At 61.0% G+C, this 14,047-nt stretch carries 13 protein-coding genes; 7 read left to right on the top strand and 6 right to left on the bottom strand.

The genetic code is table 11. The features are described 5' to 3' along the window. Positions 1–17: 17 nt before the first annotated feature. From OH764_RS27120 to OH764_RS27105, 4 genes are read right to left on the bottom strand one after another with little or no spacing between them, the layout of a single operon-like run. Positions 18–1,223, bottom strand: coding sequence for an MFS transporter (locus OH764_RS27120; protein WP_498849210.1), 1,206 nt, complete (start codon positions 1,221–1,223; stop codon positions 18–20). 39 nt (positions 1,224–1,262) lie between these two features. Next, positions 1,263–1,865 carry a 3-isopropylmalate dehydratase small subunit gene (gene leuD, locus OH764_RS27115; RefSeq protein ID WP_498849209.1) on the bottom strand — a complete coding sequence of 201 codons (603 nt, stop codon included), beginning with the start codon at positions 1,863–1,865 and terminating at the stop codon, positions 1,263–1,265. Between the two features lie 3 nt (positions 1,866–1,868). Beyond that, entirely contained in the window at positions 1,869–3,266 is a 1,398-nt protein-coding gene (gene leuC, locus OH764_RS27110) for a 3-isopropylmalate dehydratase large subunit (protein ID WP_498849208.1), read from the bottom strand. Further along, on the bottom strand, positions 3,266–4,138 hold the full coding sequence (locus OH764_RS27105; RefSeq protein ID WP_498849207.1) for an isocitrate lyase/PEP mutase family protein: 873 nt from the start codon (positions 4,136–4,138) through the stop codon (positions 3,266–3,268). Before OH764_RS27105 ends, leuC begins: the two co-directional genes overlap by 1 nt. 158 nt (positions 4,139–4,296) lie before the next feature. On the opposite strand from OH764_RS27105, the gene OH764_RS27100 reads away from it, so the two are divergent. Further along, the gene (locus tag OH764_RS27100) at positions 4,297–5,094 is read left to right on the top strand and encodes a GntR family transcriptional regulator (RefSeq protein WP_498849206.1); all 798 of its coding nucleotides are present in this window, start codon (positions 4,297–4,299) and stop codon (positions 5,092–5,094) included. 105 nt (positions 5,095–5,199) lie between these two features. Here OH764_RS27100 and OH764_RS27095 read toward each other — a convergent pair whose 3' ends face one another. After that, positions 5,200–5,763 (bottom strand): cysteine hydrolase family protein, encoded by a 564-nt coding sequence (locus tag OH764_RS27095; RefSeq protein ID WP_498849205.1) that lies wholly within the window; start codon positions 5,761–5,763, stop codon positions 5,200–5,202. Positions 5,764–5,996: 233 nt separating this feature from the next. Between OH764_RS27095 and OH764_RS27090 the strand changes: the two genes are divergently transcribed. Beyond that, entirely contained in the window at positions 5,997–6,731 is a 735-nt protein-coding gene (locus OH764_RS27090) for a Sua5/YciO/YrdC/YwlC family protein (RefSeq protein WP_087750728.1), read from the top strand. A 396-nt stretch (positions 6,732–7,127) separates the two neighbouring features. Here the strand turns inward: OH764_RS27090 and OH764_RS27085 are convergent, their stop codons facing one another. Continuing rightward, positions 7,128–8,051, bottom strand: coding sequence for a helix-turn-helix transcriptional regulator (locus OH764_RS27085; protein WP_498849204.1), 924 nt, complete (start codon positions 8,049–8,051; stop codon positions 7,128–7,130). A gap of 214 nt (positions 8,052–8,265) precedes the next feature. Here OH764_RS27085 and OH764_RS27080 point away from each other — a divergent pair, with 214 nt between their 5' ends. The 5 genes from OH764_RS27080 to OH764_RS27060 are packed head-to-tail and all read left to right on the top strand — an operon-like array spanning position 8,266 to position 14,033. Next, complete coding sequence (locus OH764_RS27080) at positions 8,266–9,420, top strand: ABC transporter substrate-binding protein (protein WP_498849203.1); 1,155 nt, start codon at positions 8,266–8,268, stop codon at positions 9,418–9,420. Then, positions 9,417–10,970 (top strand): sugar ABC transporter ATP-binding protein, encoded by a 1,554-nt coding sequence (locus OH764_RS27075; RefSeq protein ID WP_498849202.1) that lies wholly within the window; start codon positions 9,417–9,419, stop codon positions 10,968–10,970. Before OH764_RS27080 ends, OH764_RS27075 begins: the two co-directional genes overlap by 4 nt. Then, entirely contained in the window at positions 10,954–11,937 is a 984-nt protein-coding gene (locus tag OH764_RS27070) for an ABC transporter permease (protein WP_498849201.1), read from the top strand. Before OH764_RS27075 ends, OH764_RS27070 begins: the two co-directional genes overlap by 17 nt. Further along, positions 11,934–12,902 (top strand): ABC transporter permease, encoded by a 969-nt coding sequence (locus OH764_RS27065; protein WP_498849200.1) that lies wholly within the window; start codon positions 11,934–11,936, stop codon positions 12,900–12,902. The genes OH764_RS27070 and OH764_RS27065 overlap by 4 nt, the downstream gene beginning before the upstream one ends. 60 nt (positions 12,903–12,962) lie before the next feature. Next, positions 12,963–14,033, top strand: a complete 1,071-nt coding sequence (locus OH764_RS27060) for a 2,3-butanediol dehydrogenase (protein WP_498849199.1) — start codon at positions 12,963–12,965, stop codon at positions 14,031–14,033. Positions 14,034–14,047: the final 14 nt, after the last annotated feature.

Genomic DNA, 14,047 nt, shown 5'->3' with positions numbered 1-14,047 from the left:
AACTCCGTCGATAGCGCTCAGGCGCCGGTTACTGGTTGCAAGCGCGCAGGCGCATGCTTGACCAACGCGAAACCACAGCAGCCAGCAACGAACAGCGAAGCCATCATTGCGCCAAACCCGCTCGCAAAAGTGCCCGTGTCCTTCACCAGTGTTCCGATCACGAGCGGGGCGAGTACGCTGCCGATCATGCCCACGGTTGCCACGATCCCCGCGTAGGCGGCGCGGGCTTCTTTCGGCGCGAAGTCGAGCACCAAGGTGCCGTATGTGCCAAGACCGCCGTAGATGCAGAACGCAGCACCGCACAAGCCAGCGATACACAACTGAAGTGTGTTGCTGTAATAGGCGGCGAACAGGCAAAGGGCGCCCAGCAGGTTGATACCGCTAAGAAGCTGAGGTCGTTGCTTGAGCATGGGGCCACGGCCAAGCCAGCCGGTCACAATCAGCCCGATCACGCCGAAGACATACGGAATGCCACCGAGCATCCCAGCGGATTTCAGGTCGATGTGCCGTTCGAGCGCGAGATAGCTTGGCATCCAGCCGAGCAGGCCCCAGTACGCGGCGTTCCAGAAGCAGAAGACTCCGCTGATAAGCCAGAGCGCCGGTTGTTGCGCCAGAATCCGGAACGGGATTCTGACTTGGTCGGTCGTTCCGACGGCACCTGCTACTTCGGCTTTCTTCGGCAGCAGAATAGCGTTGAGCGCAGCGATTGCGATTGCCGGAGCGGCGAGCATGACGAATACCGCCTTCCAGCCAAAGGAGGTGAGCAGTGTCCCGACGAGCGGGCCGGACAGGGCGGGCGCTGCCGCGATGGCCGTGGCCCACCAGGCAACCGCCTGGGCGCGTTCACGCTCGTCGAACGTGTCGCCGACCAGCTTGTAGATCGCTGGGTTCGACAAGCCTTCGGACACACCAAATGCAAAGCGCACGAAGACAAGAATCGCGACTCCGGTAAATAGCCCCGTCAGCCCAGTCAGCAGTGCCCAGAAGAGCGGTGCGACGACCAGAACGACTCGTGTGCCGAAGCGGTCTGCGACCCAACCTCCCGGCATCTGCGATACGAGATAACCCACGGCGAACGCCGACAGGATGACACCGAATGTCTGCGGGTTGAGATGAAGCGTCTGCATCATCGCGGGTCCTGCAAAACCAAGGACGACGCGATCGATATAGTTGACGACCTGCAGCAGCCATATCGCAACCAGAATTCCCTTCTTGCCTTTCATTTCTGTCTCCGTAGTAGTTCTGAGCATCGAGTTCAACAGCTAGTCAGCTGAGCGTGACCCGACGTAGACCCATGGACGACGACGTGCGTCGTCTGCCTGCCACTGGCGGATGAGGTCTTGTCTGCGAAGAGTGAGCGACATTTCATCGGCTCCTTCAATCAACATCTCGCGCCTTACGGGGTCTACCTGGAATGGAAAGGATGTTCCATCGGGAGCCGTGATGACGCAGGTGTCGAGGTCGGCAGTGACTGCTGCGCCGCTCTGCGCCTGCTCTGCAAGATTTGCGACCTGCTGTTCGGGGAGCACGACCGGCAACACGCCGTTCTGGAAGCAGTTGGACATGAAGATTTCGCCGAACGACGGGGCAATGACGACCCGAAGTCCCAAACCCTGCAATGCCCATACGGCGGCTTCACGCGATGATCCGCAACCGAAGTTCGCACCTGCAATCAGAATCGGCGCTCCGACGAAGGGCTCCCGATCAAGGACGAAATCGGGTCCGCGCCAGACTTCAAAAGCGTATTGGCCGAGTTGATCCTTTGGCAGGCCGGTGAGCCTTTCAATACGGATGATGATGTCTGTATCGACGTCGCGCCGCAGCAGGGGCGCTGCGGGCCCGCTGACAGTTTCGAAGCGTTCCATTGCTTATCCCCTTCTTGGATCGACGATGGCGCCTGCGATCGCGGCAGCCGCAGCCGTTGCGGGGCTCGCGAGGTGCGTGCGCGCGCCCGGTCCCTGACGGCCGATAAAGTTGCGGTTAGATGTGCTGACAATGCGCTGGCCGGGCGGCACGACGTCACCATTGGCGGCGACGCACATCGAACATCCAGGCTCGCGCCATTCGAAGCCGGCACCGCGGAATACGTCCGCGAGTCCCTCGGCCTCGGCGATCTCCTTGACCCGCTGGGAGCCGGGAACGACCCATGCCCGCACATTGGGCGCAACGTGCTTGCCTCGCACGATCGACGCCGCTTCGCGCAGGTCGGAAATGCGGGAGTTTGCGCACGAACCGATAAACACCCAGTCCACGCTGGTGCCTGCCAGCGATTGCCCGCCGGAAAGACCCATGTATTCAAGTGCGGCTTCAACACCCCTGCGGCGCTGAGCGTCGGTGCTGTCTGTCGGATCTGGAACTGCCGACGTAACGGCTAACGCGTGCTCCGGTGTCGTGCCCCAGGTCACCATCGGCTCTACGTCGCTCAGGTCAATGCCGACTTCGACGTCGAAGTGGGCGTCGTCGTCGGAGCGGAGCTTGCGCCACTCGCTGACGGCATGCTCGAATTCGCCACCTGCAGGTGCGTAGGGCAGGCCACGGAGAAAGTCGAAGGTCACGTCATCGGGTGGGCAGAAGGCAATCTTGCTGCCGAGTTCCACCGACATGTTGCACAGTGTCAGTCGCTCCTCGACGCTCAGCCTTTTCAGCGCTGGCCCAGAGTGCTCGATGGCGTAACCCACGCCGGCTGAGCAACCGAGTTTTGCAATCACATGGAGAGCGAGGTCTTTGGCGAACACGCCCTTGGCCAGCGCACCCGTGTAAGTGATACGCATCTGACGGGGCTTCTTCTGGCGAACGGTTTGGGTTGCCAGTACGTGTGCCAGCTCCGATGATCCGATACCGAATGCGAGTGCGCCCAGGCCGCCATGCGTGCAGGTATGGCTGTCGCCGCACACGATAGTCGTTCCGGGCAGCGTGAGGCCCATCTCCGGTGCCATCACGTGAACAATGCCCTGACCCGCTTTGCCCAGGTCGTAGAAGGGAACGGACGCGCTGTCGCAGAAGCGGCGCAGGCTCGCGTACAGCTTTGCGCCCGCCGGGTTCGTCTCGCCGGTACGGTTCGGGGCGCTACTGACCGCGTGGTCCGCCGTCGCGAACGAGAGGTCGGGCCGGCTCACAGGGAGTCCACGCGCAGCGAGCGTTTCAAAACCTCCGGGGCCGGAGAGGTCGTGGAGGAGATGGCGGTCAATTGCCAGCAGCGCCCAGCCGCCGCCCAGGTCAGTGACGACGTGAGCATCCCAGATCCGGTCGAACAGTGTCTGCGCCATTATCTTGCTCCGTCACGACCGGTGGCCGACGCAGCCGCATACTGCCATTCGAGCGCACCGAGCCGGTTGAACAATTCGCGAATAGGAAGCGCATCGGGACGCACCTCGACGCGACCCGTGTCGCGTACGGTCGAGAGTGCGAGATCTGCGGCGCCCATCATGCTGGTCAGCAACAGCCCGGGCAGAATCGCAATACGGAAGCCGAGTTCTGCAACGTCTTTCAAAGGAATATTGGGTGTTTTGCCGCCCGGGACCAGGTTGAGCAGGCACGGGCCATTCACTCGGCGAGCAATGGCCGCAGCCTCTTCGGCCGATTGCGGAGCCTCGACGAAAGCGATGTCGGCGCCGGCATCAAGTGCCCGGTTCACGCGCTCGATTGCATCGTCCAGCCCCGTCACAGCGCGAGCATCGGTGCGCGCAACGATCAACATCCCGCCTTCGCCACGTGCGGCGGCGGCTGCCGCAATTTTTTCCACGAATTCTGTCGTTTGGACCAGTTCCTTTCCTTCCAGATGACCACAGCGCTTCGGAAACAACTGGTCTTCGATCTGGATGGCAGCGACGCCGGATTTTTCATATTCCTGGACGGTGCGGCGCACATTCAGGGCGTTCCCGAACCCCGTGTCGGCGTCCGCGATAACAGGGATCGACACCGAACGGGTCAAGGTCCGTGCGGCCGCGGTCATTTCGGTCAGGGTGACCAGCCCGAAATCTGGATAGCCGTTCGCCGCTGCAACACCGGCGCCCGTCATATAGGCGACGGGAAAACCCGCCTGTTCGATGAGCCGCGCGCTTATGCCGTCCCACGCGCCCGGCGCAACGATGAGTTCCTTCGATTCCAGCTGCTTTCGCAGCTTGTTGACTGCTTCCAATTTCTTCTCCGGTGGTGCCAGCGTGCTTTTACTGTATAACGTGTTATGACTAGATGCAAGTTGTTGTTATATCTAGTTGGAAGTGTTTACCATGAGGAATATTCTTTCTCGGTAGGCAGGACAACCGGCGTTGGCAGTCTATGTGGCGGAGAGGTAATATGACTTCTTTAAGCGTGGCTAGCGATATGACAGAACCCAAAGAAGGCCCTCTCTACGCGCGCGTGCATCAGGCCCTGGTGGGGGCGATCCAGCGTGGCAAACTCGCGCCCGGAACCGTGCTTCCTACCGAGAAGGAGCTGGAGAAGCAGTACGGAGTCAGTCGCATTACCGTGCGACGGGCGCTGGATGACCTCGAACGAGCCGGGTTGATCGAGCGCGGCCGGGGACGGCCTGCCAGAGTCGCTGCTCCGCTAGTTGCATCGACGACCATGGCTATCGACCAGGACCTTCCGTCGATCCTCGAGATCGGACGTGGCACTGTGGCCCACGTGCTTTCGTACGTCTGGAAGATGCCAAGTGCCGACGAGGCGCAACGCTTGCAGGTCGACGCCAGCGAACCCGTTCTCGAGGTGGCGCGCTTGCGGCGCCGGTATGATCGTCCGGTTCTGCATACTGTTGCGCGGGTGCCGGCGCCGATCGGGGCGCTTCTGACAAAAGAGGCACTGGAAGCGACCAACATGCTCGACCAGCTGGCGACTCGCGGTCTGCGCGCCGCTCGGACCGAAATGGAGATGCGTGCTCAAGCGTGCGACGCGAAAGTCGCCGAGCATCTCGAACTGAAAAAGGGCGATCCCGTGTTTGTCATGGAGCGCCTCGTGTCCGACACGACTGGACGACCCATACAAAGCATGACGGCCACTTTCCGGGCGGACAGCTTTACGTATCGGATCGTATCGGCCTCTGAATCCGAGGCTGGTCAGCCCATGAGGATGGAGGCGGCAGGGTTGTTCAGTTGACGGACGGAGCGAGGAGTTGTAGCTGAGCCAAGGCCGCGATGTCTTTTAGTGCAACGCGGCCTTCTTTTGCTTCGGCCAGCTACTTACAAAGGTAGGTGCTACCCCTCAGGATCCTGCTTTCTGCACGAGGGCCAGGATCTCCTCGCTCGTACCGGTTTCTCCGAGCCAGGGGAAGATGCGCGAAACGCTGTTGTCATGCGCCTCTGCGCTCAGATCGGTCATCGCATCGACTGCCAACGTTACGTTAAAGCCAAGAGCGTGCGCCTCGCGTGCCGTTGACTCGACACCGATGCTGGTGGCGATGCCGGCGAGGACAATTTGCGTCACGCCCTGAGAACGAAGCCAGGACTCGAGCGCCGTGCCCGGGAAAGCGCCCCAGGTCTGTTTGGTAACGAGATGGTCTTCCGCGTCACGCGTGAGTTCCGGAATCAGATCGGTCCAATCGGCGGAGAAGTCGGCCGTATTGTGGGCGTACTCTGCCCGACCGGGCGCGCCACCGGCGACATTCACCAGTACTACCGGCAGCCCGCGGCTGCGAAACGCCGCGGCAAGCGCATTGGCGCGCTCGGTAATCTGGTCGATCGGATGAATGACGGGAAGGGCAGCAATGCCTTTCTGAAGGTCGATGACTACTAGTGCTGTGTTCGAATCGAGCGTCGTCACACTCATTGCGGTAATCCTCCATTGGTAGCAGCGCATGCCCAAAGAAATGTGCGGGTATTGGCATGCCGTACTAGGTATACTACCATGTACAATGATGTTATGACATGAGGTACGATTAAGGCTGATGGACTCGCAGGGCCAGTGCAGCGTCCCGCCGGTGCTACGCGCGTCCGCCAGGTCGTAATGCTTTGTACGACCAACGAAACAACATTCACGAATTTCTTACATCGGAGACGAGCATGCCGAGAATCGATATCGCAAGCGATGTACGCAGGGTCTTTGAAGTCGTTGCTGGAGGAGGCATTGCAATCTGGCCAAACGATGTCGGATACGGCATGGTCGGCAGCAGTAAGGCCGCCATGCAGAAAATCTTCGACACGAAGAAGCGAGGCAGCCACAAGCGCAATGCCATCCTCGGCGACGCAATCACGCAACGAGAGATTCATGCGCTAGACAAACGTTCGCAGGACATCATCGAGTCGATCACCCTCGACTACAACTTGCCGCTTGGTGCAATCGCACCGTGCCGTCTCGACCACCCGCTTCTTCAGAAGATCGACGACGAGTTGCTCGAGGCAAGTACAGCAAATGGCACCATCGCCATGTTGCTGAACGCGGGTCCCATTTACAACGAACTCTGTCGCCTGAGTCGCGAAGCGGTGCAACCTCTTTTTGGTTCGTCGGCGAACCTCAGCGGAAGCGGACCCAAGTTTCGTGTCGACGATATCGAGCCGGAGATCAAAGCGGCCGCCGACATCATCCTGAATTACGGCTTGCGCAAGTATCACCACTATCAACGGTCGGCAACCATCCTCCGGTTTCCTGAAGTTGAAGTGGTTCGGATTGGTAGCTGCTACGAACTTATCTCTGACGTAGTCAGGCGGGAGTATGGTATTGAGCTGCCCGCGGACCCGGGACGGGACAAGTTGCCATCGGGTCATCTGAAGGAATTTGAGTTGTTGCGCGCGCCCTGATCGTCTCGATATAGACGGGCGTTTCTGTCATCACTATTCGCTACGGACTCACCCTTGCTCCTGAAGGTGGTGCCTGACGAGATCGGCCCGCGCTCGTTTTCGAAGGCGAGCGGCGGGAAAGGCGTTCACGTCGGCGTACTTTTGACGCGCCGGCAAGGATGGAGCAAGACTGCCAACTTCGAGGTGGCTTCAGAGTGAAGCCAGCGTCCGCAATCGCACAAGCGCTTCGCTCACGATCTCACCATATGCACGCTCTCCAGCGCCGGCAATCCACTGGCCGAACGCGACCCGGAAAACCGCAATGCCCGCTTCGGCGACGAGGCTCGCGTCAGGCTCCTGCACACCGCGCAAACGCAGGGCGTCGGCGAGTGCGCCTGACAGCGTCGCCAGTTTGGTTCAATAGGACGCTTTTTTCGGCGGTGGCGCAACCGGTTTGCGGAAGGTTTCCAGGACCGTTGCTGCCTCGAAAGATTTCGTAGCTGAGCGTGTGCTCTTCATCAGCGCCTCGATGCGTTCCGCGGTATCCGTGGAGGGTGCGGGGGTGTACACCATGATGCGAGTACCCGGAGCATCGGGCACCTCGAGCGACAGTGCATCCAGCTCGAGTACGCCCGCAACGGGATGCTCGATCACCTTTCGCCAGTCGCTGCGCTTGAGCACGTCGTGCTCCGCCCACCATTTGCAAAACTCGGAGTCGGTGTCATTCAGTTCTTCGACGAGGTCTCGAAGGAATACTTCCCCAGAGGGACGGAGAATGTAGTCTCCACGGAACTGTGCGAGAACGCATTTCGCATAGGCGTCCCACTCTCGAAACAGCTTTCGGGCACCTTCCGCATGAAACGTGAACCATAGGAGATTGCAACGGCCGGCCGGCAGGTTTCTGAAGTCAGTGAACACTTTAGTTGCAGCCTCGTTCCACGTGACATAGTTCCAGTTGCCGTCGACAACATACGCCGGCATGTTGCCTAATTGCTTCAGCATCCGGCGCACAGTGTCAGTCACGTTTTGCGCGATTGGATAAGGCCCGGGCGGCGTGTAATGGTTCGCAAGTTCAAAGAGGTGTGTCCGTTCGTGCGGAGAGAGTTTCAATGCATTAGCTATGCTCTCAACGGTTCGAAACGACACGTTGACTTCGCGGCCCTGTTCGAGCCACGCGTACCACGTGACGCTGATTCCCGCCTTCTCAGCAACCTCTTCACGACGAAGCCCAGGGGTTTTCCGTCGTGGACCGGATGGGAAATCGATGTCTTCCGGACGCAGACGAGCTCGGCGAGTGCGCAAGAAATCAGCCAGTTCGTTTAACCGCTGCTGCTTTTCCACCGATTCGTCTCCTTGAGTTTTCCTATTCCTGTTACTGCCATTACTAGTAATAGCAGTTGCTAGTTTAGCGAAACGAACCGTGTCACTCTGAGCCCGTCGCTGGCGTTCACCATCCGGTGTTCGGTGAAACGATTATATGTCGTGATCCGAATGAAGATGAAAGGCCCGTGCATGAACGACTGGCAGGACGACAAAAACATTCACGGAGACATAAATGCATCTTTCGTTTCGCCTGATCCGCGCAACCGGGCTTGCCCTCGCTGCCGCGTTGATGATTCCATCCATGAGCGCACGCGCCGACTACGCAGGAGCCGCGCGAACCTTCCTTTTCAACCCCGCCGTTCAGATTCCTTTCTCCGATACCGCTAAATTCAAAAAGAAGCCGCCCTACGTGATCGGCTTCGCCAACGCGGGGCTTGGCGACAGTTGGCGCGTAGTCATGCAGCACTCGCTGATGAAGGCGGCGGCGGAGCACGCCGATGTCATCAAGCAGCTCATCGTCACCAACGGCAACATGGACGACGCGAAGCAGGCCGCGGACATCCAGGACCTGATATCGCGCGGCGTCGACTTGCTGATAGTCAGCGCGAACACCCAGAGGGCGCTCGATCCTGTCGTCTCGCGCGCGATGAAGCAGGGCATCCCCGTCGTGATGGCCGACCGCCGGATCTCTTCGGATAACTTTGTCTCCTTCGTGACCGGCTCGGATGCCATGATGGGACGAGTGTGGGCGCAATGGATCGTCGAGAAGCTGCACGGCAAGGGCAACGTGGTCATGCTTGCGGGACAGGCGGGTTCGAGCGTCAGTGCCGACCGCGAGGCTGCGGCGAGGCAGGTGTTCTCGCAGTATCCCGACATCAAGGTACTCGATACGGTCTACTCGGACTGGAGCCCTGTCAAGGCCAAGCAGCAGATGCAGGCGATGATCGCCAAGTACGGACACGCCATCAACGCGGTCTGGTGCGCCCATGGTTTGCCCGTCGCCGGGTCCATTGACGCGTTCATTGCGGCGGGCTTCAAGGCCGGCGAAATCCCGCCTCATACGACGGCGGACCTCAACGGCCCGCTCCAGCTTGCTTTGAAGTACAAGATTCCAATGCTGGAGATCGGTTATCCGCCAACCATGGGCCGCACTTCCATCGAGGTTGCGCTCAAGGTCCTCGGCGGTCAGACCGTGCCTAAGATCTACGAGATCAGTCCGCAGATCGCGCTGACGCGCGGGGACGAGACGGCGTCAGTGCCGCATCCGGACCAGTACATCGATCAGATCGTCGACAGCAAGGGACCGCCCGATGTAATCATCGACGGCGGTATGGGCCCGGGTTACAACCCGGCGACCTTCAAGGTCAAGCTACCGGGTGAGAAATGAACGGGCGCGATGACATCAGCGCCGGGGATCTGCTAGAGGTGATCCGGATCACCAAGGAATTCCCGGGCGTGAAAAGCCTCGACCAAGTGTCGCTCGGTGTGCGCGCCGGTGAGATTCATGCGTTGGTGGGCGAGAACGGCGCGGGTAAATCGACGCTCACCAAGATCATGGCCGGCGTCTATGCGCCGGATTCGGGCGAGATACGTTTCGCCGGCCAGCCGTTGCAATGGAAATCGGCCGCAGACGCGAAACGCCATGGCATCCATGTGATCCATCAGGAGCTGGTGCTGTTTCCGCAATCTACGGTCGCTGAGAACATCTTCGCGGGCGCCGAGCCGCGCACGCGGATCGGGCTACTCGATCATGGCCGGATGAATCGGGATGCACAGGCGTTGCTGGGCGAACTGGGCGTGCGGCTCGATTCCCGCGAGCGCGTCGGCAACCTCTCCGTCGCCGATCAGCAGATGGTCGAGATCGCCAAGGCCATGGCCGGCGAGACGCGCGTGTTGATCCTCGACGAGCCCACTGCGGTCATCGCGGGCAAGGAAGTGCAACTGCTATTTGCGCGCGTGCGTGCGCTGCTGGCAAAGGGCGTCGCGGTCGTCTATATCTCGCATCGGCTCGACGAGATATTCGAGCTGTGCGATCGGGTGACGGTGATGAAGGACGGCCGCAAGGTCGCGACGCACAGCGTCGCGGAGACCACGCGCGATCAACTGGTACGTCTTATGGTGGGCCGCGAGATGAAGGACATCTATCCGGGCAAGCCGGTCCTCGCGCCCGGCGTTCCGAATCTGCTGGAGGTGAACGGTCTGTGCGTGGGCAATCGCGTATTCGACGCGTCGCTTACCGTGCGTGCCGGCGAGATCGTGGGCATCGCGGGCATGGTGGGATCGGGGCGCACGGAACTCGCCGCAGGAATCTTCGGTGCGCTGAGAGCGCATCGCGGCACCGTCGATATAGGTGGTACCCGGCGCACCCGCATGACGCCGCGAACCGCCATCCGGCTCGGGCTGGGTTTTGTCACCGAGGATCGCAAGTCCCAGGGGCTGCTCATGTTGCTCGATGTCGTGCAGAACGTCACGGCCACGACCCTTGCGCAAGTGTCGCGCTTTGGCCTGATACGACCGGCGCTGGAGCGCGCAGCGGCACAGTCAGCGATCAACGAATACAGGATTGCAGGCGCCCATCCCGCCGGCGGCGTTGCCACGCTTTCCGGAGGGAACCAGCAGAAGGTGCTGATAAGCCGCTGGGTGCGTGTGTGCAAGCGCGTACTCATTCTCGACGAGCCGACCCGTGGCGTCGATGTCGGTGCAAAAGCCGAGATCTACCGCGTCATGCGCGAATTGACCTCGAGAGGTCTTGGAATCCTGATGATCAGTTCGGAGTTGCAGGAGGTGATCGGCATGTCGGATCGCGTGCTGGTCATGCGGGAAGGCCGTATCAACGGCGAAGTGAGCGGCGAACAGATGACCGAGCACGACATCATGCGCCTTGCCACGACCGAAACCTCACAAACCACAGGAGACGCGCATGAGCACGCTTATTGATCGGACCGACGGCAGGGCAACCGGCATGCGGCGCCACATGGCACAGAACGCCGCTCCGTTGGCAGGGTTCTGTCTGCTGGTTTTGCTCCTGATCGCAGGCGCCTATGCCAGCGACCGCTTCGCGACCGTCGGCAACCTGCTGAATGTTCATCAGCAAGCCACGGGACTCGCCCTTGTGGCACTCGGGCAGACGCTCGCCATCCTGACAGGCGGCATCGACCTCTCGGTAGGTTCGCTCATCAGCGCGAGCGCGACTCTCACGTCCGGCCTCGCGGACAACCCTCATGGCGGATGGACGAGCGCCATCGTTGTCGTGCTGCTGCTTTCAGCAGTAGTCGGCCTGATTAATGGCGGCCTCGTGCTGCGGCTCAAGGTCCATCCGCTGATCGTGACGCTCGGCATGGGCGCCGTCTTGCAGGGCGCGATTCTGTACTACTCACTCGGGCCGGCAGGCAATGTTCCCGACGGCTTCGATTCGATTGCCTACGGCCGCTTCCTGAACATACCGGTGACGGCGACGATCGTAGTACTGCTTTACTTTGCGCTGTCGTTTTTCATGCGCCGCACGCGCCTCGGACACTACATCTACATGGTGGGCGACGACGAACATGCGGCCAGCCTCACAGGCGTTCCCAAGGCGCGCGTGATCCTCTTCGTCTACGTCTTCTCCGCAATCTGCGCGGGCGTGACAGGCATCTATCTGGCTGCGCAATTCGGTTCCGGACAGCCCTATCTCGGCGTGAACTACACGCTGGCGTCGATCACGCCCGTGGTGGTGGGCGGCACCGTGCTGACCGGCGGCCGGGGTGGCGTGATCGGCACCCTGATTGCCGTGTATCTGCTGAGTCTTCTCAACAACCTGATCAACTTCGCCGGGATCGCGTCGCAGTACCAACTGATTGTCCAGGGGGTAGCCGTCATCATCGCGGTGTCGGTCAATGCGCAGCGCAAACGGGTGACAGCATGAGTTCAGTTCTCTCCAAACGTCCGTCGCTTGCACGCTATCTCTCGATAGATACAGCGCGCCGCTACGGCATCTATGTCTTCTTCGCGGTCCTGGTCATTGCCTCCGGTGTGTTTTCGCCTACCTTCCTGCGGCGCGACAATGTCGTGAACATGCTGATGCAGTTCGCGCCGCTTGGCATCGTCGTCATTGGGCAGGTGTTCGTGATCCTCGTGGGCGGGCTCGATCTCTCCGTCGCTTCCGTGATGGCGACGGCTGCAGTCATAGCTACGGGCTTCGACGGCACGAACGCATCGGCGCCCGCGATCTACGGCGCGACCGTCGCCATGTGCATGTGCTCCGGCCTGTTGAACGGACTGCTTATCACAAAACGGCAGGTCTCGCCGTTTCTCGCGACGTTCGCTACGGCCGTCGTGCTCGAAGGTCTTCGCTTCGCCTACACACAAGGCGCGCCCTCAGGCAACGTCCCGCCCGTTTTTCACGAAATGGGTACCGGCTTTGCCGCGGGGCTGCCGGTCAACATACTGATCCTGGCCGCGTGCGCCACGGTGTTCGGCGTGTTGTTGCATCGGTCCACGTTTGGGCGGCGCGTCTTCATGGTGGGCGGCAATTCGGAATCGGCGCGTCTGGTGGGCGTACGACCGGATCTCGTGCGCATTGTCTGCTATGTACTCAGTTCGCTGTTGGCGGGACTGGCGGGGCTCATCCTGTCGGGCTTTGTCGGCATCGTCGACAACTGGGTCGGCAAAGGCTTTGAACTCGATTCGATCGTTGCGGCGGTTATGGGCGGCGTCGCGCTGTCAGGCGGGCGCGGTACTTTGCCGGGCGGACTGATGGGCGCCGCGATTCTCATCATCGTATTCAACATCGTGTTGCTGATCGGCATGCCGGTTCAGGCGCAGACCATCGTCAAGGGCGTGATCATCATCGGCGCATCGGCCTGCTATGTGACCCGGCGGCACCGCTAGCAGACCGGATTTCAGGAACGACGCTAGCGCGGGCGAGCGTCCAGCAGAGGAGAGGCAGGCATGAGAGCAGTCAGGTTTCATTGTGCACACGACATTCGCGTGGAGAACGTGCCGGACCCGAGCGGCATCGGCGCAGATCAGATGATCGTTAAACCGATGTGGTGCGGCATCTGCGGTACCGACCTGCATGAATACCAGGCAGGTCCGATCGTCGTCCCGACCGAGCCGCATCCGCTGACGGGGGCCAAGGCGCCGCAGGTGCTCGGCCACGAGTTCAGCGCCGAAGTGCTCGAAGTGGGGCGGGACGTGAAGAACGTGCGACCGGGCGACCGCATATCGGTCATGCCGCTGGCATCGTGCGGGCAGTGCTATTACTGCGCGCGGGGCATGCGTCACCTTTGCACGAAGATGGGGTGCGTCGGCTTGAGCTGGGACGGTGGGGGCATGGCGGAATATACAGTTCTCAATGACTATCACGCGAACAAGCTGCCGGACAACGTCAGCGACAAGCAGGGCGCGCTGATCGAGCCCGCGGCGGTCGCCCTCTATGCGGTGGATCGCGGCGGCGTGACGGTCGGCTCGTCTGTGCTGATCACGGGCGCGGGGCCGATCGGCGTGCTGGCGGCGCTCGCGTGCCATGCGGCCGGCGCCACCCAGATCTTCGTGAGCGAACCGAACCCTGCCCGTGCCGCAAAGATGTCGGAGTTCGGCGTGACCACGCAGATCTTCGATCCCACGGAGGGCGAGTTGCCGGAGAGGATTCGCGATCTGACCGAAGGCGTGGGAGTAGACGTGGCGATCGAATGTTCGGGCAACCAGCACGCGCTGAACGCATGCGTCGACGCCGTGCGGTCGGCCGGTGCAGTCGTTCAGGCCGGCTTGCACGTGGGGACCGCCACTGTCGATCCGATGAAGTGGTCGCTCAAGGACATTCACATTGAGGGCACCTGGTGCTATCCGGTCACCATCTGGCCGCGCATCATCAGCATGATCGCGAACGGAAAATTCCCGGTGGAGAAACTCATTCACGACCTGATCGACGCGGACGACGTCGTGGCCAAGGGCTTCGACGCCCTGAGCGACAAAGGTGGCGACAAGATGAAGATCCTGATCAACCCGCAGACGACCTGACAAGCGAGCACGCA

The sequence above is a fragment of the Burkholderia sp. M6-3 genome (assembly GCF_050858985.1).
GTDB classification, from domain to species: Bacteria; Pseudomonadota; Gammaproteobacteria; order Burkholderiales; family Burkholderiaceae; genus Paraburkholderia; species Paraburkholderia caledonica.
The sequence above is the reverse complement of the archived record's forward strand: the minus strand, read 5'-3'. Positions and strand labels throughout refer to the sequence as shown.

Coding starts and splice junctions, on each gene's coding strand:
- OH764_RS27100 (WP_498849206.1), top strand. CDS start 4,297: ATGACTTCTTTAAGCGTGGCTAGCGATATGACAGAACCCAAAGAAGGC.
- OH764_RS27120 (WP_498849210.1), bottom strand. CDS start 1,223: ATGAAAGGCAAGAAGGGAATTCTGGTTGCGATATGGCTGCTGCAGGTC.
- OH764_RS27095 (WP_498849205.1), bottom strand. CDS start 5,763: ATGAGTGTGACGACGCTCGATTCGAACACAGCACTAGTAGTCATCGAC.
- OH764_RS27090 (WP_087750728.1), top strand. CDS start 5,997: ATGCCGAGAATCGATATCGCAAGCGATGTACGCAGGGTCTTTGAAGTC.
- leuD (WP_498849209.1), bottom strand. CDS start 1,865: ATGGAACGCTTCGAAACTGTCAGCGGGCCCGCAGCGCCCCTGCTGCGG.
- OH764_RS27080 (WP_498849203.1), top strand. CDS start 8,266: ATGCATCTTTCGTTTCGCCTGATCCGCGCAACCGGGCTTGCCCTCGCT.
- OH764_RS27075 (WP_498849202.1), top strand. CDS start 9,417: ATGAACGGGCGCGATGACATCAGCGCCGGGGATCTGCTAGAGGTGATC.
- OH764_RS27070 (WP_498849201.1), top strand. CDS start 10,954: ATGAGCACGCTTATTGATCGGACCGACGGCAGGGCAACCGGCATGCGG.
- leuC (WP_498849208.1), bottom strand. CDS start 3,266: ATGGCGCAGACACTGTTCGACCGGATCTGGGATGCTCACGTCGTCACT.
- OH764_RS27065 (WP_498849200.1), top strand. CDS start 11,934: ATGAGTTCAGTTCTCTCCAAACGTCCGTCGCTTGCACGCTATCTCTCG.
- OH764_RS27060 (WP_498849199.1), top strand. CDS start 12,963: ATGAGAGCAGTCAGGTTTCATTGTGCACACGACATTCGCGTGGAGAAC.